We start from the raw sequence: 26,144 nt of genomic DNA, 5'->3' as shown, positions 1-26,144 counted from the left end.
CACTGTTGTTTGGTGTTGGCTGCACACAAGACGATATTCATGAGCACTCCACAAAAATTTACGAAAGCATTGCTTCATCCACGCTATTGGCTGGTTTGGTTTGGTCTTGGTGTGTTATTCCTGCTGGTTCAGTTACCTTATCCACTACTTATGTGGTTCGGCAGCCGTGTTGGCAGATTTTCTCGTTTTTTTCTTAAACGCCGAGAAGTCATCGCCAGACGTAATCTGGAACTCTGTTTCCCGCAGATGCCTGTTGCACAACGGGACTCGATATTGATAGCCAATTTTGCGTCATTGGGTATGGCACTGATAGAGACCGGTATGGCCTGGTTTTGGTCTGATCGTCGGGTACGGACATGGTTTGATGTCAGTGGGTTGGAAAATTTACAGCATGCGGGTCGGGATCAGAAAGGCGTGATGATCATCGGTATCCATTTTATGTCTCTGGAATTGGGGGGGCGGGCGATGGGGTTATGCCAACCAATGATGGCGATGTATCGTCCGCATAACAATAAGGTGATGGAGCTGGTGCAGACCTGGGGACGCTCTCGCTCTAATAAAGCGATGATTGATCGTAAAGATCTGCGTGGCATGGTTCGGGCTCTAAAACAGGGCGAGGCCGTGTGGTTCGCGCCGGATCAGGACTATGGTCCGAAAGGTAGCGTATTTGCGCCATTCTTTGCGGTGAAACGCGCTGCCACGACCAGTGGAACCTTTACCATCAGCCGTCTGGCAAGACCTGCCATGATCACTACCGTGTTAATCCGTAAAGAGAATGGTCGGGGATATCACTTGGTGATTCAGCCAGAATTGCAGGATTATCCGTACGATGATGAACAACTGGCGGCCGGTTACATTAATCGGGTGATTGAACAGGAAATTTTGCGGGCACCAGAACAATATCTTTGGCTCCATCGCCGTTTTAAAACGCGTCCGGCTGGCGAAGTTTCTTTGTATGCCTGAATAAAGTGGCAGCGTAGCGGTAGGTTTCTATTGTGAATGTCAGGCAAAAAAATGGCCGCCTTTTGGCAGCCATTTTAAACAGGTGAACGTTAGTGATTAACGAAAGATAGCGTATGGGTTGACACCGCGATAGGTCTTGCCCAACGCTTTTAATAATTTGTTGATTTCACGGACAATATTCATATGTCGCACCCACACGTAATCTTAAAATTAGTTGTTGAAAGTACCGAAGCTTACGGTGATGTTTTCAAACATAGCGATAATTTTGTTCAGCAGTTTCATTTTCGTCTTCCTCAGTTTGGTTAATTTTTTTGTGATGCTGTTCACGGTTTTAAAGATACACCTCGTCAAAATAGCGGTCAACTTTTTTGTGATGTGAATCACAAAAAAACAAACATACAGTTTGTTGTCACTAAACCCACGTTTCAATTCCTTCCATCATTATGATTTTCTCACGCTACACTTCATCACAGGTCGATAAAAAGATGTGCCTGTTCGACATGGATAACATTTACGTTATTTCATCATTTCTCTGAGTAATTTAACGATAACGACGGCGAAATAGTGGTGAATAGCAGTTGAAATCGACGTCATGAAGGCAGGATAATCGTTCGCTTCAAATTACCTGGCAGAATTCAGCTGTTTGGCAATGACCAAGGTAATCGTTTGCGTAGTGGGTTGCTGAGGCCTTGTGTTTTGTTTGTGTCTGGCAAGGGCAAATGAAACGGTGTGGTTTCAGCCGAAAACTGACTCAAAGCCTATTCCGGTAGCCTTATTGGAATAGGCTTTTAATAATGATGACATTTCAGGGGATACCACCATGTCCAATACGACTCATCAGGCTGACGATGCGGCTCGTCCGCATGGCGCGCTTGATGCTTTTTTTAAAATCACACCGCGTGGAAGTAGCGTCCGTCAGGAAATCCTGGCGGGTTTAACGACATTTCTGGCGATGGTCTATTCCGTGATCGTCGTTCCAGGTATGTTGGGGAAGGCTGGTTTCCCACCAGCAGCCGTCTTCGTTGCCACTTGTCTGGTCGCCGGTTTCGGTTCATTACTGATGGGCTTGTGGGCAAATTTGCCGATGGCTATCGGTTGTGCCATTTCTCTGACGGCGTTTACCGCATTCAGTCTGGTGCTGGGGCAACATATTAGTGTACCGGTCGCATTGGGCGCCATTTTTATGATGGGCGTACTGTTTACTGTGATCTCCGCTACCGGTATTCGCTCCTGGATTTTACGTAACTTACCATTAGGCGTGGCACATGGTACGGGGATTGGTATCGGTCTGTTCTTGTTGATCATCGCGGCTAACGGTATTGGCCTGGTGGTGAAGAATCCGATTGATGGTTTGCCAGTCGCGCTGGGCCATTTCACTGCGTTTCCGGTTATCATGTCGCTGGTTGGTCTGGCAGCGATCATCGGCCTGGAAAAACGCCGTGTACCGGGCGGTATCCTGATCGTGATTGTCACCATTTCCATTATCGGCCTGATCTTTGATCCGAATGTGACATATCAGGGGCTGTTTGCACTTCCAAGTCTGACTGGTGCGAATGGTCAGTCATTGATCTTTGGCCTGGATATCATGGGGGCCTTGCAGCCAGTTGTTCTGCCAAGCGTTTTGGCACTGGTGATGACCGCTGTCTTTGATGCTACCGGTACTATCCGGGCCGTCGCGGGGCAGGCTAATTTGCTGGACAAAGACGGTCAGATCATCAGTGGCGGTCGCGCACTGACCGCAGACTCCGTGAGCAGTATTTTTGCCAGCTTTGTGGGGACATCTCCGGCAGCAGTTTATATCGAGTCTGCAGCGGGTACGGCGGCAGGTGGTAAAACCGGCTTGACTGCTACGGTGGTTGGTGTCCTGTTTCTGTTTATGCTGTTTATGTCGCCGCTTTCTTATCTGGTTCCGTCCTATGCCACGGCCCCGGCGTTAATGTATGTCGGCTTACTGATGCTGAGCAATGTATCCAAACTGAATTTCGATGACTTTGTGGATGCCATGTCTGGCCTGGTGTGTGCGGTATTTATCGTACTGACCTGTAACATTGTCACCGGCATCATGTTGGGTTTTGGTTCGTTGGTGTTGGGACGTCTGTTCGCTGGTGAATGGCGTAAGCTGAACATAGGAACGGTAATTATTGCCATTGCGCTGGTGGTGTTCTATGCAGGTGGCTGGGCGTTGTAAATCCTTAGCTGCCGTAAACTGAAGGGGAACTGTGCTCCCCCCAGAGCGTTGACAAATCTACGTATAGCGTCAGAACGGTGATAATGAGGGAGAGGAGTAAAGCATCCGCGTCAGGGATGGCGCGGCTTGAGCTTACAGGGAGGGACTTACAGCGTCTTTACGATCTCTCATTATCGCCGCTATATAGCCTTTATTATTAAACTCAGTATTCCCTTTTTTATCCCTGTCGCTGATATTTTTACCTTCATTTCCTTTCTATTGTGTCACATGTTGTTATTATTTTTTCACCGGCACAAGCCAAGGTGGTTCTCTCGCCTGCGGATGTTGATGGTTGCTGGATCGGCCATCGTTACAGGACATGTCGCGTTGAGGAATCGGTGAGGACATCCTCGATGTAACAGCAATGAATCAGGGAAAGTATGGAAATCTTTTTTACCATTCTGATATTGATGCTGGTGGTATCGCTGTCTGGCGTTGTTACTCGTATCATGCCGTTTCAGATACCCATTCCATTAATGCAAATTGTGTTGGGAGCCATGCTGGCCTGGTCGCAATTCGGTCTACATGTCGACTTTAACCCAGAATTATTCATGGTGTTATTTATCCCCCCGCTGTTGTTTGCTGATGGCTGGAAAACACCAACGCGAGAATTTCTGCGCCATATGCGGGAAATTTTAGGGCTGGCGCTGGCGCTGGTGCTGATTACCGTGGTGGGCATGGGATACCTTATTCACTGGATGATCCCGGGAATGCCATTGGTGGCTGCTTTTGCACTGGCGGCGGTGCTTTCTCCCACGGATGCGGTAGCGCTGTCCGGTATCGTGGGAGAAGACCGGATACCGAAAAAGCTGATGAGTATTTTGCAGGGTGAAGCATTGATGAATGATGCTTCTGCTCTGGTTTCGCTGAAGTTTGCAGTAGCGATAGCCCTGGGAACCATGGCGTTTAGTGTTTCCGGCATTACGCTGGCCTTTTTGCTGGTGGCGCTGGGAGGATTATTGGCCGGTATCGTTGTGACCTGGGTTTACAGTAAATCGCTACGCTTGCTCAGCCGCTGGAGTGATGATGACGCGGCAACCCAGATTGTCTTGCTGCTATTGCTCCCTTTTGCTGCTTATATGATTGCTGAACATCTTGGTGTGTCTGGCATTCTGGCTGCTGTTGCATCAGGAATGACCATCAGCCAATCTGGTATTATTCGCAACGCCCCTCTGAACATGCGGTTACGCGCCAATGGTGTATGGTCGATGCTGGAATTCGTTTTTAACGGCATGGTGTTTTTGATGCTAGGGCTACAGTTACCCGGCGTGTTGGAAGATTCGATGTTACAGGCAAGCCGTGACCCTACTATCGAAACCTGGATGTTATTTGCCGATATTGCGGTTATCTATTTTGCATTACTGCTGTTGCGCTTTTGCTGGTTATGGTTGATGAAAACCTATAGTCAGAAGATCCAGGATAAGCACCCGATGCTATTTGCCGAGTTTTCGACCCGTGAACTGTGGATCTCTTCTTTTGCCGGTGTGCGTGGCGCTATTACGTTGGCTGGTGTGTTGTCCATTCCATTGATGTTGATAAATGGTGACGCTTTTCCATCGCGTTATCAATTAGTGTTCATTGCGACGGGCGTTATTTTGCTGTCATTGCTTTGCGGGGTTGTGGCGCTACCTCTGTTGTTAAAAGGCATGGTGTTGACAGACAAGAGTATGCATAAAAAAGAGGAACGAATGGCCCGTATTTCGATGGCTGAAGTGGCTATCGATAGTCTGCATAAGATGGAAGAGCGCCTGGCGATGGACCGGGATGAGGATATTGATGAGCAGGTACTAAAAGAGGTTAGTACCCGCGTCATAGGAATGTTACGCCGTCGGGTGGTGGGCAAGGATGAGTTGGAAAACAGCTTGATGATTGAGAATCTGGAACGACGTTTTCGGTTAGCGGCGGTAAATGCGGAGCGTGCCGAGCTTTATCATCTACGTGCGACTCAGCAAATCAGTAATGAAACATTGCAAAGCATGCTACGGGAGCTTGATTTACTAGAAGCAGTGCTAAGTGAAAAAGTGTAGTTGTCGCAGAAAAACCGCAAGGCATCCAGTCCTATGGAGAGAGGCCGGTTACTTTACACCAGACAGTCCAGGCTGCCTGGTGCAAAGCGGACAGAGGCTAAGAAGGAATATTCATCGTCTGTTTTTCTTCCAGCAATTTCTCCACAACGCCAGGATCGGCGAGCGTAGAGATATCCCCTAGATTGCTGGTATCCCCGGCAGCGATCTTGCGCAGAATACGCCGCATAATCTTGCCGGAACGGGTTTTAGGTAAAGAGTCGGTCCAGTGTAGAATATCGGGTGTCGCAATCGGGCCAATCTCTTTACGTACCCAGTTGCGTACTTCGGTATACAGCTCGCTGGTCGGTTCTTCACCGTGATTCAACGTGATATAGGCGTAAATAGCCTGTCCCTTGAGATGGTGTGGAATACCAACGACGGCGGCTTCGGCTATTTTGGGATGAGACACTAATGCAGATTCGATTTCAGCGGTTCCCAGGCGATGCCCGGATACGTTCAGCACATCATCCACTCGGCCAGTGATCCAGTAATAACCATCTTCGTCGCGGCGCGCGCCATCACCACTGAAGTACATCCCTTTGAACGTGGAGAAATAGGTCTGTTCAAAGCGGTCATGATCACCAAATAAAGTACGGGCCTGACCAGGCCAGGAGTCGGTGATGACCAGATTGCCTTCACAGGCTCCATCCTGAAGATTTCCGAGGTTATCGACCAACGCAGGTTGTACACCAAAGAACGGTAGGGTTGCTGAACCGGCTTTGAGTTCGGTAGCACCAGGCAGCGGTGTGATCATGAAACCACCTGTTTCGGTTTGCCACCAAGTATCCACGATCGGGCATTTCGCATTACCAATTTTGTTGAAATACCATTCCCAAGCTTCCGGGTTGATGGGTTCGCCGACGGATCCCATGATTTTCAGCGATGTCCGGGAGGTGCCCTGAATCGCTTTGTCTCCATCCGCCATCAATGCACGGATGGCTGTCGGTGCGGTGTAAAGAATATTGACCTGATGTTTATCAACTACCTGTGCCATACGGCTGGAATCTGGCCAATTGGGAACCCCTTCATACATCAGCGTAATGGCGCCACAGGCCAGCGGACCATAGACCAAATAACTGTGACCGGTGATCCAGCCGACATCGGCAGTACACCAGTAGATGTCTCCAGGATGATAATCAAAGACATATTTAAAGGTGGTAGCCGCATAAACCAGATAACCACCGGTAGTATGCAGGACGCCTTTGGGTTTGCCGGTCGAGCCGGAGGTATAAAGGATAAACAGTGGATCTTCCGCGTTCATTTCTTCCGGTGGGCAATGATCATCGGCCAGTTCCATCAGATCGTGCCACCACAGGTCTCGTCCGGTTTTCCACTCACCTTGTTTTCCGGTACGGCGGAAAACGATTACGTTGGAAACACTGTTTACAGCGGGATTTTTTAGTGCCTCATCAATATTTTTCTTTAGCGGAATTGCACGCCCGGCGCGAATCCCTTCATCAGCGGTGATAACCAGTTTCGCGCTGGAGTCAATAATACGCCCGGCAATAGATTCAGGTGAAAAACCACCAAAAATAACGGAATGGACAGCACCAATACGAGCGCAAGCCAGCATAGCGACGGCGGCTTCAGGTACCATCGGCATGTAAATAGCGATCACATCGCCTTTTTTTATTCCCTGTGCTTTCAGAACGTTAGCAAAGCGGCAGACGGATTGGTGTAGTTCCCGGTAGGTGACCTTTTTACTTTCTTTAGCGTCATCACCCTCCCAGATGATGGCAGTTTGATCGCCACGTGTTTCCAGGTGACGATCAAGACAGTTGGCGGCAACATTCAAGGTTCCGTCTTCAAACCAACCAATATGGATGTGGCCGGGATCGAATGATGTGTTTTTGACCTGTTGATATGGCTTCATCCAATCAACGATCTTCCCCTGTTCTCGCCAAAAGGCGGCAGGATCCTGGATAGATTCCTGGTACATCTTTTTATATTGATCGGCTGTTATTAACGCATCTTTCGCGATGTTAACGGGTATGGGGTGCTTATTCTGTTGGCTCATAGTGCTCTCCTTAAACCTGTTAATAATATGTCAACCAATAGTTAATAGTAGTGTGCCATCGGCATTTGTTTCTTTTCTGCGCGATAGATCACGCATTGTTGGAAAGCCATGGTGAGGTTGCTATTTAAGGGGGCTCTGGTTTTTAAACACCAGGTGTTGGGATTGATAACAGGCATTGATGGTATGTGATAACGATCACACTTTTAGGTATTGCAAAAACTATTTACTTGATCATGAGGAAAGTAATGTCCAATCTGACACTTTCAATTGCTTATAACTATTATTAATGAATATTTGATCGGACTATGCGATCAAATGGCGCAAAAATCACGCTTATTCAGTCGATAACCTCGGGGAAGAAGACGGTATAGTGCGCTTGGATCGAAAGCAGATCCTATACAGACTGTATTATACAGCCATTTGCCAGTTTCTTCTTTTGAATAAAAAATAGACTGAAAATTAGTAAATAGGTTTGATTATTTAATGATGTGTTGATGTGGATAATCAAAACCAATAATGACTCGACGGTAATATTATTTGTCTATTTATAATAAACAGGTCAGTAACCAATAATGTTGAACAATTTTCATTATTTATATAATTCAACTAGTTGGTTATTATTCCTGAACGGTTTGGCGATTTTTACATCAATCGGATTTCCCCGATCTGGTTAGTTTAAGAACTATCATCATGTGGCTCTTGAACTATGGCTTACTCACACCTACTCAGATGGACAGCTTTTACACAGCATGAAGCAGAGGAAATAATGAGTCTGATATTTGGGCAGAACGAAATCATAAACATGTTAAGTACCGCCCCAGCGCACAATGATAGGCGCGCTGTTGCAGTAATTGATGAAAAATGCAAGGTGATCTACGCCAATTCTGCATTTAATGCGCATTTTGGCCTACGCTCCGTGCCTAATACTCCAGTATCTATTGACGATGTATTGCCGGTTAACGTGAAATTTGCATATCAGGATTTCATAACCAACAGTGATGTACTTAGCACTCGCGTGGTCTGGGATTTATTATCAGATGGTTTTTCTAAAAAGAACCAGGGTACGCTTTCTTTCTCGAAATTGAATGTGGAAAACCGGGTATTATCCTTAGTGATTCTGAATCAAGAAAATACTGACACTACATCACACCTCGCTTCTTAAGCGTTTTTATTACACAAAACAATGAATGGCAGCCTTAACTGAACATTTTTGCGCCTATCAGCAGTGCTGCCATTTTTTTTGACCAGTAATAATCACTCACTTTATTACAGTTTTATTTCAGTTGATTTCATCGATACGTTTCGATGGTGGTGTTTTTATAATTAAAAATTATATCTATAGAATAAGAAAACTCATTAATGAGAGTAGAGAAATTTATCTTTATGCATGTGTTATGAGTAATGTTGTGAATATTGCCAATCCTTTTAGAATAATCAGCATATATACCCCAAATAATTCGAGTTGCAGGAAGGCGGAAAGAGAGTGAATCCCGAGGAGCTTACTCAGGTAAGTGATTCGGGTGAACGAACGCAGCCAACACACCTGCAACTTGAAGTATGACGGGTATATAATGAATTGTTAAATTTACATGAGTAGTCTGTATTAGTAATACTGATCGTGACCTTTATACTCATCGTTGTTAATTCAAGTTTGGTCTTTTAACCCGTATATCTACTGACTATTATTGCTGCCTGACGGGTTTCAGATCACCCCATTCCGTTTTAACATTCAACCGGTTTGCCAGAGACTTCAGTTTTCTGACTGATTTTAGTTGAAACTGCTCAAAGACAGGGACGGTAAAGGTCAGATTATGGCCTCGTCAGGTGATAATATGTTCAGTCATCGTCGACTTTGCTTTGGGTTTAAACACCTATACAGTTCGTTCATCTATATACGCTGTCCCAATATATAAGAAGTTGGGGTTTAAGGAATCCGAGTCTGTGACAAGTAAAGAGGGAATTAGATTTCAGCCAATGGTGCTGGAACGCTAAATGCTAATAAGCCGCTCAAATATTGTTCCGACCGCAAAAGGCGAGTCTTTCACTGGGCTCACTAACGCTTGCGGTTTAATGGCGTGTTATACACTTATCTGGAAAATCAGACGGAGCAGTGAACATGAATCAGCATGAAAAACTTAATTACGTAGAATTTGCTGCTAAGGATTTAGACGCAACAAAATCATTCTTTACCACTGTTTTCGGCTGGGACTTTGTTGACTATGGGCCGGAATATACTGCGTTTGCTAATCAAGGTTTAGACGGTGGTTTTTATAAATCTGACGCTTGTAGCCAAACAACAACTGGCGGAGCACTTCTTATTTTTTATAGTGCTGACATCAAGGCAACATTAAGCAACGTGCTGAAAAATGGTGGTGAAGTTATCCGTCCAATATTTGCGTTTCCTGGCGGCTGCCGTTTTCATTTTCTTGAGCCAAGTGGTAATGAGTTTGCGGTGTGGTCTGAAGCTCGCGTATAACAAGCGCACGCAATGGATCAATCTCCCGCTGTTGCTGCAAATTGCCCGCTTGAGTTGGGCGTTGCCTTGAACATCATGAAAGTGACTTCAAGGCTTATGGTGAACTCAAAAGAAAACTTGTTGCTAGAGGAATGAGTATGGCTGACTACTTACGCCAGAAAGAGCCTTTCATAAGCGGTATACTGTCAAGATATCTGAAGACATAACAAACAATTCAAGCGGACCGTCAACGCGTGACGTTCCTGACTCCATTGGGGTCATACTCCCGGAGAGCCACAAGAAATGTTTTGTTCAACTATCCAAATGGCTGCCTGGCACAGAAGCCGAAGAGTTTGGGTCGCTAAATGATGTCGATGTCATATCGAAGACAATAGTCATGCACGTGACAATGGCTATTTTGGCGAGGCGTGGCCTGAATATTACTTAATCAGCCAAAATGATTATGGCGACTATTACGTTATCAATCACCAGAATACAGGATCTCATCATGCAGTTGTTGAATTTGAGGCAGGCCAGATTATTAAGCATTGGCTTTATCATGAGCGGATTATTGCTTTTGATTGTGCTACGCCTGCTGGCTTGTTTTGTCGCGGGTTTTCTGGTGTATGAAATCATCAATCTGCTAACGCCGTATTTTCAGAAAGTTATCAGTGGTAAGCGCGCACGGTTGTTGGTGGTGGCGGTGATTAGTACGGTAGTGGTTAGCCTGCTGTGTGTGGTTTTTGGTACGCTGGTAGGGTTGTTGATGCAGGAAATGAAAGACACCAGCGTATTTAATGAGCGTATTGCGTTTATTTTACATGACGTGCAAAAGCAATTCATGACTTATTTACCTGGATACTTACCGGTAAGTATTGACGAATTACAGCGTGAGTTTCTGTCCTGGCTGCAAAAGCATGTAGTGATATTGCAGAATCTGGGTAAGGATTTCTTGCATGGATTTGTCACCATGTTGATCGGTATGATCCTGGGTGCGATCATTTCTCTGTATAACGTTGAACCAGACGTTGAAAAACCGTTACTGAAAACAGAGTTACTACACCGTGTGGCGCTGTTGTCCGCATCATTTCGGAATATTGTGTTCGCGCAGGTAAAAATATCGTTGGTGAATACCACCCTGTCTGCCGTTTTTATCCTGGGTATTTTCCCCGGATTTGGCGTTCATTTACCGTTTGCCAAAACACTGGTGATATTGACGTTTATATTTGGTCTGCTGCCGGTGATCGGCAATTTGATTTCCAATTCCGTGGTGTTCATTGCGGCATTGTCCATTTCAGTGCCGGTGTCGTTGGTGGCACTGGTTTATCTGATGTTGATTCACAAACTGGAGTATTTTCTTAACGCTAAAATTGTGGGTACCCGAATTAAAGCCCATGCCTGGGAAATACTGTTGGCGATGCTGGTTTTTGAAGCCGCTTTCGGGATATCCGGTGTGATTGCCGCGCCGATATACTATGCCTATCTGAAAAGTGAGCTGAAAGAAGCTGCATTGATCTGAATACGGTGGGTGACGAGGTGTTTCCAAAACATTCAGCCCGGCAAATTCCCGGGCTGGAACAAGTGACTTATATCATGTTAGCGGGATGAAATTGCGACAACCGGTTCTTTTACTTCTGGTTGCACCCCGAGCGGGTTGTTACCCCAACACTGTTCATATTTCCAACCAGTCAGTTCTTCTGCAACCACTCGCGCTTCGGCAGGAATATCGGCAATAGCGCCACCGGCTTTGATGCGGGCGATTTCTTCCAACAGGATAGCGTGGTTTTTACGATCCAGCTTCATTTGGGTGGTGTAATAAATGGCGATGATAGCCAGACCCGTCACGCCCAGAGAGAACACCCCGATAATGGCCAAAACCGCACTTTCCGGCTGAGTTGACTGACCGGAAACAAACCCGAATTGACTCAATGTCCACCCCATGACAAATACGATAACGGAGCGAATCATTTTACCGGCGAATGTCATGGCGCCAGCATAGATACCTTCACGGCGACGACCAGTCAGGACTTCATCCACGTCAGCCAGGAAGGTGTATACCGTCCAGGGAATATAGTATATCCCTCCGGTGCTCAGACCAAATATGGCGGTGATACCGAACAGTACGGCAATGGTTGCGGTGTGAGACCAGTTAGCAAAATAGAGCGCGGCATATGCTATTACACAAACAATAACCACGGTTAGCGCCAGGCGGAACGGCCGTGCGAAGCCCATTTTTACACAGATACCAATAAAGGCTGCGGTGGAAATCAACTGCATAATAGAGCTGAAGCTGGAGAGCTGGGAAACCAGCGCTGTGTTTTGCTTCAGACCGAAAACGATGAAATAGGTGAAGGCAGAAGCGAACAACCACTCAGCGCCGAACCCAAACAAGTACATACCCATATGTTTACGGAAAATACGCAGGCGGAAGGTTGATGCCATATCCACACTGAGTTTTTTCAGCGCGTTCCATAGGCTGGTAGTGTTTTCATGCACGATTTCGCTGATAGGCCGTTCCCAGGATGTCAGATAGAGTGAAACCATTGCGGCACACATGATGGCACCATAAACCAGGCCGGTGTAGAAGAAGGGGGTGGCAGAGTCCTTGCCATAAATAAGAATAAATTGACCTGGAATAAATGCGCCCAGAAAGTTGGCCACTTTACCAAAAATGGCTTTAGAACCTGTTAGTTTAGACCGCATTTTAAAATCACTGGTCATTTCGGTGGCCAGCGTTTCGTAAGGCACCATGATTGAGGTGTAAATTAGCTCAAACAGGACATAGGTAGCCAGGTAATACCAAAAGCCGAAACCATGCATCCACAGCATGGGATAGACTAATACCAACGGAATGCCTAGCAGAATAAAGAAACGACGACGGCCAAACATCCGGCCGAGTCGGGTGTTGTAGAAATTGTCACTGATGTAACCCATTACCGGGTTACTGATAGCATCAATAATACTGGCAACAGAGAAAATTGACGCTGCCTGTACTAATGTCAGACCACAAAATGTGGTGTAAAAGTACAGTAGCCAGGCACCACTGATGGCTAAGGCACCACTGCCCAGCAGGTTAGCGCTGCCATAACAGAAAGTGTGCTTAAAAGAGATGGGTTTACTCATGATCAATTTTCCTACACTTATGAAACATTATTTCATTTGAAATGAACTCATGTTTCCATAATTTGCTCTCCAATTGATAAAGTAAACTAACCATCACGGTTCTGGTGGTTTTTAATAGCATTCTGTCAGAGAGATCATGAAATAAGATTTTTTAATTGGATCTGATAAAAGTGAATAAAAATATATAATTTTACTAATTAACATTAATATTTTATCGCTATACAGTAAGTTTGTTGTGTTTCAACCAGCATGATGCCGTTATGAAAAGATAAGTGTTAGCGCGGAGGTGTTCGTGAGCGCGGAGGATGAGCGTTGTCGCTATTGTAACAACTGAAGTGAACCGGGAGAGTGAAAACAGGTTGTATTGTTATTTACTCTCCTGCAATGAGCAAAACATCTTCATGGCACTTCCATGATTAACACCATAATCAGGATGGTTTATGTCAATCATTATTAGGTTGGATGTGTTATTGGCACAAAAGAAAATGAAGTCGCGGGAGCTGGCTTGCTTAATCGGGATTACGGAACAAAATCTGTCATTGCTGAAATCAGGGAAAGTGAGAAGTATCCGTTTTGATACGTTGCAGAAAATATGTGCTGCATTGTCGTGCCAGCCGGGTGATTTATTGGAATACCGGCCGGATGAATAAGGGGCTGCGAATCAATACCCCCGCCGGAACGGGGGATTATCAATAGTTGTACTGTGGCTTATTTCAGCAGGTCGGCAACGGCAAATTTAGCTCCGTGATCGCGTAGCGCCAGATAAGCCTGCGTGACGGCAGTGACAAAGGTATTGTTGACGGGCAAATCATCGCCGAATACGCTTTTCAGCGACAATAATTTGCGTACCCGTTCGATGTCATCAGCCGTTGTGTTGACAATATTCCGTAGCGTCTCAATCAATGGGTCGCGGACATCTATTGTTTGTCCTGCATCATCTGTACCACTGACATAGCGCATCCAACCGGCGATGCCCAGAATCAGGCAACGGCAATCGCTACTGCGCTCGATGTGCCAGCGCAGCGAGGCTAGCATACGTTGTGGCAGTTTCTGGGTACCATCCATGGCAATCTGCCAGGTACGGTGTTTCAGCGCCGGGTTGGAGAAGCGGGTAACCAGTTGATCAGCATAAGTAACAAGATCTCGGTCTTTCAGCCGCAGTGTGGGCTCCTGCTCTTTTAGCATCAGGTGGTAAACTGCCTGACGATAGTGCTCATCTTCCATGCAATCATTGATATGCTCATAGCCTGCCAGATAACCCAGATAAGCGAGAAAAGAGTGGCTACCATTGAGCATTCTCAGCTTCATTTCTTCAAACGGCAGGACATCATCGACCAACTGTGCTCCGGCAATGTCCCAGTTTGGTCGGCCAGCGACGAAATTATCTTCGATCACCCACTGAATAAAAGGTTCGCAGGCTATCCCGCATGGATCTGCCACGCCCAGTGCGTCGGTAATCTGCTGCAAGGTTTCCGGCGTGGCGGCAGGCACGATGCGGTCCACCATGGTATTGGGAAACGTGACCTGACTGTCAATCCACTCCGCCAGATCGGCGTCCCGTATCCGGGCCGATTCCATCACCGCTTTTTTGGCGATTTTGCCGTTCTCCGGCACGTTATCGCAGGAAAGTACGGAAAAAGGCGCGATACCGTGTTCATGGCGCAGTCGCAGCGCCTCGGCCAGCAGGCCGGGTACGGAAGACGGGTGCAGAGGATCGGCCAGATCCTGCTGTATTAATGGGTTATTCTGATCCAACATACCGCTGGAGCCATCCATGCAGTAGCCTTTCTCGGTGATGGTCAGGGAGACAATCGCCACCTCCGGATCTGCCAGTTGTGCCAGAATAGCCGGAATACCTTCCACGCGGGCGTGTAGGGATTTGCATACGGATCCGATAATAATGGCGTGATTTCCGGTGGCGTCTTTTTCCAGCACAGTGAATAAATGATCCTGCTGGCGTAATGATGTGATCATCGTATCGTTACTGAACAACACGATTTCACAAATCCCCCAATCGCCACCCTGCTGATTTAGCACCCGGTTGGTCAACAGTGCCTGGTGTGCACGATGAAAGGCGCCAAAACCGATATGAACAATGCGGGGTTTCAACGCATTGCGGTCATAGTGCGGCTGCTGAACGGTAGCTGGCAAGGAAACGGTAGAAAGGTTTTGGGTGATATTGGACATTATCGGCGATTCCGAAATGGAAAAAGAGATTAACTGCCTAACGATAGCGACCTTTCTGTCCTGGAGCAACCTGTGTATCCGGTCAGCTTTGCCGGCATCACCCGGTATTACCGGCGGGGCGGATTTAGTGTTGATACCTGACGGATAAACCAGGCGGGGATGATCGCGGCAAAAAAGAACATCGCTACAATGTAAAAGCTATCCTGATAAGCGAGCATCTGTGCTTTAGGTGTCAGCATACGCTGAATAAATTCCATTACGCCAGGGTTAACACTGATATTGAATGGGTCGCCAAACGGGTTACCCCAGTGAGTGTAAAGGCTACCGAGCTGGCGGATAGCATCGTTTCCCACCGGATTAGCGGCAGTCAGTGACTCTGCCAGCATTTCACCGTGAAAGGTGGTGCGACGTTCGATCAGCACCGAGAGCAGATTGACGCCTAATGCCCCTCCCAACTGACGAATAAAATTCAGGCTGCCAGCCCCCTGAGCCAGCTTGTCTGGTGTCAGGGCACGCAGTGCGCCAGCGTTCAACGCCGGTAACATCACGCCCAGGCCGACACGTCCCACGACAATCCACCAAGCCATGGTCCAGAATGGGGTATTGGTATCCGCATCACTGGAGAGCCAACAGGATAATCCGAACAGTAACAAGCCGATGATCACCGGATAATGTGGTTTCACTCGATCACTGAGCGTCCCGGCCAATGGAAACACCATTCCTAATGCCAGGCCAGCGGGCATCAGCAGTAGACCGGAACGGGTAGGGGTATAACCCTGAATGGTTTGTACAAACAGCGGGATAATGTAGGTTGAACCGTAAATACCGGCTCCCAGGGCAAAAGCAACGATACAGCCGGCAGTAAACGCCCGATTGTTGAATACCCGCAAACTGAGCAGCGGCTGTGGCGTCAGCAGTTCATAAATAATGAACGCCAGGGTCGTCAGTACAGAACAGCTCAACATTCCGATGATAAAAAATGAGTTCCAGCCTTCCCGCTGTCCGTTGGATAAACCAGCCAGTAGCGTGGTCAGTGCGATCAACAGCAAGATAAACCCTGGCAGGTCGAATTTATGTCGTGGTGTAGCGGCATCAGCACTTTTTCCCGGTAGTACCACCAAGGCTGCGGCAATGCCCGCCAGACAGAACGGGACAACCACCATGAAAACGGCACGCCAGTCTAACTGGTCAACCATCAGCCCGCCGGCCGCTGGTCCGAGGGCTGGCGCCAAGACGACGCCGACGCCGTAGATACCCATGGCTCGCCCTCGTTCAGAGGCAGGAAAAACCTGGGAAATGATAATCATCGCCAATGGCTGAATAATGCCGGACGCGCTGCCTTGCAGGATACGGGCGATAATCACCTCGGTACTGCTCTGGCTGAGGGTTCCCATGATGCTGCCCAGCACAAAAACAACTAACGCGCCGACAAATGTGGCGCGGTAACCAAAGCGTTCCAGCGTCCAGGCTGTCATCAGCATGGTGGCGGTCATGGAGGCCAGAAACGCGGTGGAGAGCCATTGCACCTGATCCTGCCCCATACCGAAAGCGCCCATAATGTCGTGCATGGCGACATTAACAATAGTCGCGGTGGCGGTAGTCGCAATAGTGCCGAGCATCACTGTCACTGTGGCTAACCAGCGATATGTGTGACCAAAACGCTGTGCCTGGGCTTCAATCGGCGACATTGATGGTCACTTGTGCCATGAGGCCCGGTTTCAGGCGGGTGTCGACGTTATCCAGTGCGATACGTACCGGTACACGCTGGGTAATTTTGGTGAAATTACCTGATGGATTGGGACTGGGTAGCAGAGCAAACTGGTTAGTTGCAGCGTTTCCGACCCGGACGACATGTCCCTGAAATTGTTGACCAGGATAAGCATCAACTTCAATATCAACCGGTTGCCCGACTTTCACCCGCGCAATAGCTGTTTCTTTAATATTGGCTTCCACCCACAGGTTATGTGGGTCATGTACCATCATGATCCATTGCCCAGCCTGAATGTATTCCCCAACGTTGGTGATGGTGCGGTCAACGACGCCATCTACTGGAGCACGCAGTGTCCGGTCGGCAATGTCTTGCTTCAATTGCTCAACTTGTGCCTGTAATGCGGCGCGTTGCTGGCGCTGCATATCGATCTGTCGATCCAGTACCTGTAGTGTATTACGTTGTGCTTTGGCATTGGCGAGTGCCGCCCGTTGTGCATCGCGTTGAGCCTCCGCTTCCTGTAGTCCGCTTTGCCGCTGTAGCCATGTGGTGTGGGATTCGTCCCAGGTTTTTTTCGACGTCAGGTTTCGTTTTAATAACTGGTCATCACGCTGAAAATTGCTCTGAGCCAGTGTGAGCTGATAACCCGCGTTGCTAAGAGCCGATTCAGCTGCCGCCAGCTCTGATTGTGCCTGTGCCTGTTCAGCTTGAGTGGTAAGGTCCGTAACTTGGCGTTGAGTCTGACTGTAGCTGACCTGGGCATCGGCCGCCGCCAGGCTGCCCTCCAGCGCGGCAAGCTGCAATTTTGCGTCACGATTGTCAATTTGCGCCAATATCTGGCCCTTTTTGATGACATCACCGTCAATCACCGGGCGGGCCGTCAACCAGCCGTCTTGCCGGCTGGCAAGGGAAATGACTTCTCCCACGATATGCGCATCGTTTTCAGTAATGTGCGTCAAACGTTGGTAAAACCAGAACGAGGTTGCCACCAGCACGGCGAGCAATATTGCCACGCCTCCCAGCAATAGCGTTTTATGGCGGTGATTCAGATGATGAAACCCTGCCAGCATCGGTAACGTTATTCTCATGACTGGTTTTGTTCTAGGCGGGTTAAATTATCAATGACCTGCCCGACAAACTGGCTTACCTGCTCAATGTCTTGTTCCGATAACCCTTCCAATGCTTGAGTACGGATCTTGTTGGCAATATTTTCTACTTTTTCCACTTGTTGCAGACCTTGTTCGGTCAGATGAATCTCTTTAAAACGACGATCTGTACCTTCTCGCCTTTCGATGAGCCCCTGTTTTTGCAGGCAGTCCAGTAACCGCACTACCGCTGAGGCATCCAGACCGATAGCATCGGCCAGGGCTTTTTGGTGGGAGGGTGTTTCTGCCCGGGCGATGTACAACAAGGGTAACCAGGTGGCTTGTGTTAACCCATACGGCTGTAATTCACGGTCGATGACACGCCGCCAAAGACGGGTAGTTTGCCCAAGCATCACGGCGAAGCGACGACGGGAAGATGATTCAATAAATGACATAACGATTTATATCCAGTGAGTGACATATAATTAATTAACAATGCAACTAATGACAAGTCAATTTATTTTGTGCGATATCGCACAGACGTTTCTCTCTGGTTACGCATGGTAGAAAAAGGGAAATGATAGAGGAGAGCAGGGCAGCCCGTGGGCTGCTCCTGAGAATAATACTACGATTTGTTAACGGTGGTCGCCGGTGTGACAGGCGTTGTTTGCGCACTTCCATCCGTTGTGGCGGTCGGTTGTGCGGCAGACTGGCTGCTATCCGAAGTGGCAGGTGTTGTTGTTTGCGCACTTCCATCCGTTGTGGCGGCCGGTTGTGCGGCAGACTGGCTGCTATCCGAAGTGGCAGGTGTTGTTGTTTGCGCACTTCCATCCGTTGTGGCGGCCGGTTGTGCGGCAGACTGGCTGCTATCCGAAGTGGCTGGTGTTGTTGTTTGTGCACTTCCATCCGCTGTGGCGGCTGGTTGCGCGGTGGACGGGCTATTATCCGGAGTGGCCGGTGTCGCGGAGGCCTGTTGAATAATTGGCGCCTGTGTTTCGGGAGCAGGGGTGACCTCTGGATCCACTTCTTCTGCTGGTCCGTTGACTTTCACCGGTATGCCAAGACGGTTTCTAAGCGCCAGATCAGTCACGCGATCATTTACGCTCGGATCCGCCAGGATTTTGGCTACGCTGTCAGGCAGTGTGATCGGAATGGGTGCGTTGGAGTTGAACTCCGCAGCGTCACGAGACAGGGGGTGATGTACCTCAATGTAGCGTGAACCATCCGGTTCAACTGTGGCTTTCACCGGTTCGTTGATAAATTGTACGCGAGTGCCCACCGGTATGTGGTCGAACAGATACTTGATATCTTTATCACGCAGACGAACACAACCGTGGCTGACGCGCAGACCGATGCCGAAGTTGGCGTTAGTACCGTGAATAGCGTACAGCCGACCAATGTAAAGTGCATACAATCCCATCGGATTATCTGGACCGGCCGGATAAACCTCGGGCAGTGTTTCACCACGGGCAGCGTATTCGGCATGCATGGCGGCCGTTGGCGTCCAGGTCGGGCGCGCCTTTTTCCGCTGCACGGACGTTATCCAGTTGATCGGGGTGTCTTTACCCAGTTCACCGATACCGATAGGTAATACAATCACGGTGTTGGTGCCTTTGGGGTAGTAGTAAAGGCGCATTTCCGCACTGTTGATAATAATGCCTTCATGTGGCGTATCCGGCAGGATCAACTGCTGTGGAATCAGCATGGTTCTGCCTGGACGCGGCAAATAGGCATCAATACCGGGGTTCGCTTCCATCATATTGCTCAGCCCCATCTGATACTCGGCGGCAAAATGTTCTAATGGTTGCGTACTATCCTTTGGAATAGTGACGTGAATATTTTCACCGACTAACCGGCCTTTACCGGCTGGCAGTGGGTAGACAACGGCGAGTGCTGCTTGACTAAATGTGACAGTCGCCAGAACTAGGATCAGGGTCGCGCGAATACTCATTTTCATGTCTTTGTTGAGTGTTAAAGCCTACCAGCATAACGGAGTATGCTTATTTATGGTCAATAGAGACCGGATGCGCATTATATGTGCAGAAAGCTCACAGAGAAATACTCCGTGCGATGAATCACATTTTTTGCTGTTACTCCGATGACGTTTTTTCGGTTTTTCCGGCCATCATGGTCAGAAAATCATAACGACGGCGCAGATCTTCTTCAGCTTCCTGGTAAAGCCGTGCTGCATCATCCGGCGATTGGTTGTTAAGACGGCGGAAGCGTTGTTCATTAAGCAGGGTTTCGCTCAGACTGGCGGACGGCGGACGGGAATCCGTCACCAGGGCCGGTTTACCTTGCTCGCTACGTCGCGGATCGAAGCGGTACAGCGGCCAGAAGCCGGTCGTAGTAAGCTGGCGCATCTGGTCGTGACTGAACGCCAGATCGTAACCATGCTCTTCACAAGGGCTGTAGGCAATGATCAATGACGGACCAGGCCAGGCCTCGGCTTCCTGAATGGCTTTCACCGTTTGATTCAGTTGGGCGCCAAGGGAAATCTGCGCCACATAGACATGGCCGTACATCATGATATTGATGCCCAAGTCTTTGCGTACCTTGCGTTTGCCCTTTTCACCAAACTTCGTCACGGCTCCCAACGGGGTGGCTTTGGACTGTTGTCCGCCAGTGTTGGAGTAACACTGGGTATCAAGTACCAGTACGTTGACGTTTTCCGACAGGCTCATTACATGGTCCAGACCACCATAACCGATATCATAGGCCCAGCCGTCTCCGCCGATCAGCCAAACGGATTTATCCACCAGATGATCGGCATCGGCGGCCAGTATGCGGGCTGGTTCGCTGTTTATCTTGCTCAGTTGCTCCCGTAACTGTGCGACCTGCTGGCGGCGAAGGTCCGTGGTGGCGGTCGCTTCCTGCAAATCGACGACCAGTTCTGCCGGTAACTGTGGTGCCAGTTGCAGCAGCAGCCGTAGTGTGCGTTGACGGTGTTGATCTATGCTAAGGCGGAAACCAAGACCGAATTCGGCATTATCTTCAAACAACGAGTTGGCCCAGGCCGGCCCACGTCCCTGAGCATCGGTAGTCCAGGGTGTTGTCGGCAGGTTGCCGCCGTAAATGGAAGAGCACCCGGTAGCGTTGGCCACCAGTAAGTGATCACCATACAACTGGGTCAACAGCTTGATATAAGGTGTTTCACCACAACCGGAGCAGGCACCGGAATATTCAAACAGCGGGGTGATCAGCTGCGACGTTCGGATATCAATGCGCTCCAGTTTGGAACGATCAATTTCCGGCAGTTGCAGAAAGAAATCATAGTGCGTTTTTTCTACGGTCAGATGTTTCAGTCGTGACGCCATATTGATGGCCTTGATTGTCGGATCCTGGCGATCTTTGGCAGGGCAGACTTCCACGCAGAGATTGCACCCGGTGCAGTCCTCCGGCGCGACCTGTAGTACGTACTTTTGGCCCCGCATGTCACGGGATTTGACATCCAGTGATTGCAGTGACGACGGTGCCGAAGCCATGGCGTCAGCGGGCACGACTTTAGCGCGAATCGCCGAATGAGGGCAGGCCGCCACGCAATGGTTGCACTGGGTACAAAGCTCTGGTTTCCACAACGGAATCTCTTCTGCGATATTGCGTTTTTCCCACTGGGTGGTGCCGGTCGGCCAAGTGCCGTCCGGTGGTAGGGCCGAGACCGGTAAGCTATCACCCAACCCGGCGAGCATGGCTGCGGTCACGGTTTTTACGAAATCTGGCGCGGCATCGGATACTACCGGTGGGCGGCACCCGCTTTCCGGGTTCACCGGTTCCAGATTCACCGCAGCTAATGCGTCAAGCGTGGCATCTAACGCCTGCCAGTTGCGCTCAACCAGATCCTGCCCTTTATTACCGTAACTGCTAGCGATAGCCGAACGCAGTTTTTCCCGTGCATCATCCCCTGGCAAGATGCGGGATAGATGGAAGAATGCCATTTGCATGACGGTGTTAATCCGTGCGCCTAACTGGCATTCACGGGCAATTCTGGCGGCATTGATGCAATAAACCCGGGCCTGGCGCTGGTTCAGCTCGGCCTGCACTTCCTGTGGCAGACGATGCCAGAGGTCATCACTGGGGTAAGGGGTATTAATCAGGAAAATGCCGCCGGGTTTCAGTCGTTCCACCATATTGTACTTATCCATGAACTGCCACTGGTGACAGGCGACAAAATCGGCCTGATCAATCAGGTAGGCGGCGTTAATCGGATGAGGGCCGACACGCATATGGGAAACGGTCAGACTGCCGGCTTTTTTGGAGTCATAGACGAAGTAACCCTGTACAAACAAGGGAGTGGCATTCCCGACGATCTTGATGGAATTCTTGGCCGCAGAGACGGTGCCGTCACTACCCAGTCCATAGAACAGTGCTTCAAGTGTGCAGTGGCTGGGTGTCGTTTCGGCGCTGAGCGGCAAGGATAGATGGGTGATGTCATCATAAATTCCCACGGTGAAACGGGGCCGGGGGTTGGTCAGTGCTAACTCTTTAAATACCGCTTCCACGCATTGCGGTGTGAATTCTTTTGAGGAGAGACCGTAACGTCCACCGATCACTCGTGGCATCAGTGAGCGCTCACCGCGAGAGAAGGCTTCCGCCAGTGCGGTCATTACATCCAGATACAGCGGTTCAGCCAACGATCCCGGTTCCTTGGTCCGATCCAGCACAGCAATATGCTGCGCCTGTTGCGGGATAACCGACAGCAAATGACGAGCGGAGAATGGGCGGTATAACCGCACTTTTACCACCCCGACTTTTTCACCGCGCGTAAGCAGTGTATCAATCATTTCTTCACTGGTGCCCACGCCAGAACCCATCAGCACGATAATGCGCGTCGCCTCTGGATGACCATAATATTCAAATGGTTGGTACTGACGCCCGGTAACGTTGGCAAAATCATTCATTGCCTGCTCGACATGCCGGACGGCGTTGTCATACCAGGGATTGGTGGCTTCACGGGCCTGGAAGAAAGTATCTGGGTTTGAGGCGATACCGCGGATCACCGGATGGTCAGGTGTAAGTGCTCGCTCACGGTGTGCGGCAATGGCCTGCTGTGGTAGTAACTGATGCAGTTGCACATCGCTGATCGGTTCAATCTTGTTGATCTCGTGTGAGGTGCGGAATCCATCAAAAAAATGAATAAAGGGTAAACGGCTGTTCAGGCTGGCTATTTGGGATATCAGTGCGAAATCCTGCGCTTCCTGTACGTTGCTGGCGCACAACATGGCACAGCCTGTCTGACGTACCGCCATGACATCGGAATGGTCACAGAAAATAGACAACGCATGGCTGGCGACGGTACGCGCCGCAACATGCAGTACAAACGGCATCAACTGGCCGGCCAGTTTGTACAGTGTCGGGATCATTAACAGTAATCCCTGCGAAGAAGTAAAGGACGTCGCCAACGCACCGGTCTGTAACGCACCATGTACAGTCGCAATAGCACCGGCTTCCGACTGCATCTCGACTACGCGTGGCGTGTCTCCCCAGATATTTTTACGCCCATCACTCGACCAGGCTGACGCCTGCTCTGCCATGGTGGAACTTGGGGTGATGGGGTAGATGGCGATGACTTCATTGGTTCGCCAGGCCACGGAGGTGACCGCGTTATTACCGTCGGTGGTGATCATGACTACGCCTTATTGCTGAACGAATTACGGTATGAAACGGTATTATCGCCGTTGATGTCACATAGGGTTGTATCAAAGTGTGTAATTTTTTACTGCATGAATCCTGCTTCTAATCCGTAGATGAGATAGCGCCCGTAGATGAGATAGTGAAAGCATAGCAGCGAACATTATGGGGTGTGGTAATGAAAAGTGGACATGGTGTGAAATTAAAACGGGAGCGGGCAGCTATTAATTGATTTTATGTCACGATTTGAGCGAGAAGATGTGCAACAGGATGTTATTGCCAGTAGATTTGAATAAGGCAACAGTTAACGGTTGTTTATGTTGTCTGTAAGTGTAGTGGCAGCGATGTGGCTTATCCGGGGAGATAATTGCCTATTTGCTAATGGAATCAGGCTGTGACGGTAAGGAAGCGGGGCACTTTTATTGACAGAAACATTTACTTAATGAAGGAACAGCATGATGTCGACTGAGCTGAAAGATAAGCTGGTTTCTGTATTGTCTTCCTTGCGGGAAAACGGGTTTACGCCAGAAGAGGCGGTTAATCACATCATTCAGGCGTTAGGTAGCCAATATACCGATGTTTCCCGGATTAATATTCTGACGGCCCGATTGGTTGTTGAGGTTCTTCAGATGGCCTACGAAGATGATATTTCCGCGCAGAATAATGGGGTTATCTTGCGTAAGCTCGGTTATGTCGGTAGAGATGTGGCGGATAGCATTCACTTTTGTTATCCACAGCTGACGCCACAGGATATCGGACAGATTGTGCTCACGTCTGATGCCCACTCGAACATCGATCGCGCCACATTTGTCGCGGCAATGTCCTATGCCGGTTATTGCCAACAGGAAAGCGAACAGGTTGCCAGCATGCTCTACCCTTGATTCTGTTTCCGGGTCTGTATTTTTGCTGCCAGACCCGGAACTATCAATGCCGGAAGCTCACAAACGGTTATCGTTCGTCAGTCAGGTTGGCGCTGTTTATGATATCGGTACCACCGGCAGAAGGGTAATATTATGCAGCAGCAGCCATCTATTAATACCAACCGTTTAATTCTGCGCCCTTTCCAGGCCGATGATGCAGTACGAGTTTGCGCCTTATTAAATGACGATCCTCACATTGCCGAGATGACGATCGATATTCCTTATCCTTGTCCTTTACCTACTATTGAAGCGTGGATTGCCGCTCATCCCGGTGACTGGGAAAGCAGAAAAAGCGTTGTATTTGCTATTACTCTGCGGGAGAGCGGCGAGTTGATAGGTACGGTGTCGCTCTTGGCGCTTGATAGTCAATATCCTGAAACAGGTTTTTGGCTGGGAAAGGATTTCAGACGTAAAGGGTTTACTACGGAAGCAAATTATCACATCTGCCAGTTTGCTTTCGAGCAACTTGGATTGACCCAGCTATACAGCTGCCACCTGCGGCACAATTCTGCATCAGGCCGGGTGCTGCTAAAAAGTCATTTTCACTTTCTGGATTGCAAAACCCTATTTGTTCCCGTTTTGGAACGGGAAGAAACCTTGTGTTTCTACCGCCGAAAAGCATAGAAATAGCAACCTGCCACTTTCGCTGATGTTTCCCATATATGCTTCTTTTTTGTGCATCATGATTTAATTTGGTGCAATTACATCTTTTTTTTCTTCCCAGAGACATTACCTTCACGTTGTCCTTATCAACTATTTTTCGTCTTTTTTCATCGTATTAAGCAATTTTTTTTCAATATGTTCATATTGGCATTTTTACTGCATATATTCCATTGTTACGAAAACAATTCCGTTATAACGTAAAATGGTGACATTATGAACATAAACGTATTTTCAGGGAAAAATAAAAAACTGGGCTGTTTGTTGCTGAGTGGCGTGATGCTATTTGCCTATGCCACTTCTGGATATGCCGCCAAGTTAGAGGATGTTTTAAAGCGAGGTTATTTGATCGTCGGTACTGGAAGTACCAATGCACCGTGGGGATTTTTAGGGGCAAATGGTCAATTGCAGGGATTTGATATTGATATCGCAAGAATCATTGCCAAGGGATTGTTTAACGATCCGAACAAAGTGCAGTTTGTACAACAATCCTCGGATGCCCGTATTCCAAATCTGTTGACGGACAAAGTGGATTTAACCTGCCAAGGCATGACAGTCACTGCTCAGCGGGCCCAACAGGTTGATTTCACTATTCCTTATTATCGGGAAGGCGTGGCGTTGCTGTTACTGGCAAACAGCAAGTATAAACAGGTTGATGATATGAAGGCGGCCGGTACTTCGCTGCGTGTCGCAGTATTGCAGAATGTCTATGCCGAACAGTTGGTGCATCAGGCATTACCCAAAGCGACTGTTGCGCAGTATGACAGTGTTGACTTGATGTATCAGGCGTTGAATTCGGGACGGGCAGATGCTGTTGCTACCGATCAGTCGTCCGCACGCTGGCTGATGGTTCAAACTCCTGGGCATTATCGCTCTCCTGACTATGCCTGGAGCCCGCAAAGTTATTCCTGTGCGATAAAACGTGGCGATCAGGAGTGGGAAAACTATCTCAATACCGCCTTACATGAAGCCATGACCGGGGTAGATTTCGGTGACTATGCCACTGCCTATAAGAAATGGTTTGGTGTTTCCCTGCCATCGCCGGCAATCGGATTCCCGGTGGAATATAAATAAGGGGCGAATGCCTGGTGGTTTTCTCCACCGG

The 26,144-nt window shown here is 48.7% G+C and carries 18 protein-coding genes and 2 pseudogenes; 12 read left to right on the top strand and 8 right to left on the bottom strand.

What is annotated here, in order from left to right:
- Nucleotides 1-39 precede the first annotated feature (39 nt).
- From lpxP to RS889_RS19215, 3 genes are all read left to right on the top strand, one after another.
- Entirely contained in the window at nt 40-963 is a 924-nt protein-coding gene (lpxP, locus tag RS889_RS19225) for a kdo(2)-lipid IV(A) palmitoleoyltransferase (protein ID WP_315708395.1), read from the top strand.
- A gap of 820 nt (nt 964-1,783) precedes the next feature.
- Nucleotides 1,784-3,151: an NCS2 family permease gene (locus RS889_RS19220; RefSeq protein WP_021014485.1), complete on the top strand. Its 1,368-nt coding sequence runs from the start codon at nt 1,784-1,786 to the stop codon at nt 3,149-3,151.
- A gap of 419 nt (nt 3,152-3,570) precedes the next feature.
- Nucleotides 3,571-5,217 carry a Na+/H+ antiporter gene (locus tag RS889_RS19215; RefSeq protein ID WP_021014486.1) on the top strand — a complete coding sequence of 549 codons (1,647 nt, stop codon included), beginning with the start codon at nt 3,571-3,573 and terminating at the stop codon, nt 5,215-5,217.
- A gap of 97 nt (nt 5,218-5,314) precedes the next feature.
- Here RS889_RS19215 and acs read toward each other — a convergent pair whose 3' ends face one another.
- A complete protein-coding gene (acs, locus tag RS889_RS19210) occupies nt 5,315-7,273 on the bottom strand; it encodes an acetate--CoA ligase (protein WP_315708394.1) in 1,959 nt (652 codons plus the stop codon).
- A 766-nt stretch (nt 7,274-8,039) separates the two neighbouring features.
- On the opposite strand from acs, the gene RS889_RS19205 reads away from it, so the two are divergent.
- The 5 genes and pseudogenes from RS889_RS19205 to RS889_RS19195 all read left to right on the top strand — a co-directional run bounded on the left by RS889_RS19205 (nt 8,040) and on the right by RS889_RS19195 (nt 11,247).
- On the top strand, nt 8,040-8,435 hold the full coding sequence (locus tag RS889_RS19205) for a hypothetical protein (protein WP_021014488.1): 396 nt from the start codon (nt 8,040-8,042) through the stop codon (nt 8,433-8,435).
- A 662-nt stretch (nt 8,436-9,097) separates the two neighbouring features.
- The gene (locus tag RS889_RS23900; protein ID WP_425475087.1) at nt 9,098-9,265 is read left to right on the top strand and encodes a GNAT family N-acetyltransferase; all 168 of its coding nucleotides are present in this window, start codon (nt 9,098-9,100) and stop codon (nt 9,263-9,265) included.
- 124 nt (nt 9,266-9,389) lie between these two features.
- Entirely contained in the window at nt 9,390-9,749 is a 360-nt protein-coding gene (locus RS889_RS19200; RefSeq protein WP_315708393.1) for a VOC family protein, read from the top strand.
- Between the two features lie 122 nt (nt 9,750-9,871).
- Nucleotides 9,872-9,955: pseudogene (locus RS889_RS23895) on the top strand (hypothetical protein); the annotation flags it as partial.
- 281 nt (nt 9,956-10,236) lie between these two features.
- The gene (locus RS889_RS19195; protein ID WP_021014490.1) at nt 10,237-11,247 is read left to right on the top strand and encodes an AI-2E family transporter; all 1,011 of its coding nucleotides are present in this window, start codon (nt 10,237-10,239) and stop codon (nt 11,245-11,247) included.
- 77 nt (nt 11,248-11,324) lie between these two features.
- Here the strand turns inward: RS889_RS19195 and RS889_RS19190 are convergent, their stop codons facing one another.
- Complete coding sequence (locus RS889_RS19190) at nt 11,325-12,851, bottom strand: MFS transporter (protein ID WP_315708392.1); 1,527 nt, start codon at nt 12,849-12,851, stop codon at nt 11,325-11,327.
- A gap of 440 nt (nt 12,852-13,291) precedes the next feature.
- On the opposite strand from RS889_RS19190, the gene RS889_RS19185 reads away from it, so the two are divergent.
- Nucleotides 13,292-13,501, top strand: a complete 210-nt coding sequence (locus RS889_RS19185) for a helix-turn-helix domain-containing protein (protein ID WP_021014492.1) — start codon at nt 13,292-13,294, stop codon at nt 13,499-13,501.
- Between the two features lie 58 nt (nt 13,502-13,559).
- Here RS889_RS19185 and RS889_RS19180 read toward each other — a convergent pair whose 3' ends face one another.
- The 6 genes and pseudogenes from RS889_RS19180 to nifJ all read right to left on the bottom strand — a co-directional run bounded on the left by RS889_RS19180 (nt 13,560) and on the right by nifJ (nt 23,455).
- Nucleotides 13,560-15,038 carry a mannitol dehydrogenase family protein gene (locus RS889_RS19180; RefSeq protein WP_315708391.1) on the bottom strand — a complete coding sequence of 493 codons (1,479 nt, stop codon included), beginning with the start codon at nt 15,036-15,038 and terminating at the stop codon, nt 13,560-13,562.
- 107 nt (nt 15,039-15,145) lie between these two features.
- On the bottom strand, nt 15,146-16,726 hold the full coding sequence (locus tag RS889_RS19175; protein WP_315708390.1) for a DHA2 family efflux MFS transporter permease subunit: 1,581 nt from the start codon (nt 16,724-16,726) through the stop codon (nt 15,146-15,148).
- Nucleotides 16,713-17,834, bottom strand: a complete 1,122-nt coding sequence (locus RS889_RS19170) for an HlyD family secretion protein (protein WP_315708389.1) — start codon at nt 17,832-17,834, stop codon at nt 16,713-16,715. The genes RS889_RS19175 and RS889_RS19170 overlap by 14 nt, the downstream gene beginning before the upstream one ends.
- Entirely contained in the window at nt 17,831-18,286 is a 456-nt protein-coding gene (locus RS889_RS19165) for a MarR family winged helix-turn-helix transcriptional regulator (RefSeq protein WP_315708388.1), read from the bottom strand. The genes RS889_RS19170 and RS889_RS19165 overlap by 4 nt, the downstream gene beginning before the upstream one ends.
- Nucleotides 18,287-18,693: 407 nt before the next feature.
- Nucleotides 18,694-19,782: pseudogene (locus RS889_RS19160) on the bottom strand (L,D-transpeptidase family protein); the annotation flags it as partial.
- A 139-nt stretch (nt 19,783-19,921) separates the two neighbouring features.
- A complete protein-coding gene (nifJ, locus tag RS889_RS19155) occupies nt 19,922-23,455 on the bottom strand; it encodes a pyruvate:ferredoxin (flavodoxin) oxidoreductase (protein ID WP_315708386.1) in 3,534 nt (1,177 codons plus the stop codon).
- 459 nt (nt 23,456-23,914) lie between these two features.
- Here nifJ and RS889_RS19150 point away from each other — a divergent pair, with 459 nt between their 5' ends.
- The 3 genes from RS889_RS19150 (at nt 23,915) to RS889_RS19140 (ending at nt 26,113) form a co-directional block, all read left to right on the top strand.
- The gene (locus RS889_RS19150) at nt 23,915-24,340 is read left to right on the top strand and encodes a hypothetical protein (protein ID WP_315708385.1); all 426 of its coding nucleotides are present in this window, start codon (nt 23,915-23,917) and stop codon (nt 24,338-24,340) included.
- A gap of 132 nt (nt 24,341-24,472) precedes the next feature.
- Nucleotides 24,473-25,003, top strand: coding sequence for a GNAT family N-acetyltransferase (locus RS889_RS19145; protein WP_290181665.1), 531 nt, complete (start codon nt 24,473-24,475; stop codon nt 25,001-25,003).
- A 252-nt stretch (nt 25,004-25,255) separates the two neighbouring features.
- The gene (locus tag RS889_RS19140) at nt 25,256-26,113 is read left to right on the top strand and encodes a transporter substrate-binding protein (protein ID WP_021014501.1); all 858 of its coding nucleotides are present in this window, start codon (nt 25,256-25,258) and stop codon (nt 26,111-26,113) included.
- Nucleotides 26,114-26,144 lie beyond the last annotated feature (31 nt).

This window comes from Brenneria uluponensis, from assembly GCF_032395385.1.
GTDB lineage: Bacteria > Pseudomonadota > Gammaproteobacteria > Enterobacterales > Enterobacteriaceae > Prodigiosinella > Prodigiosinella aquatilis.
This window is presented reverse-complemented; position numbering and strand designations above follow the sequence as displayed.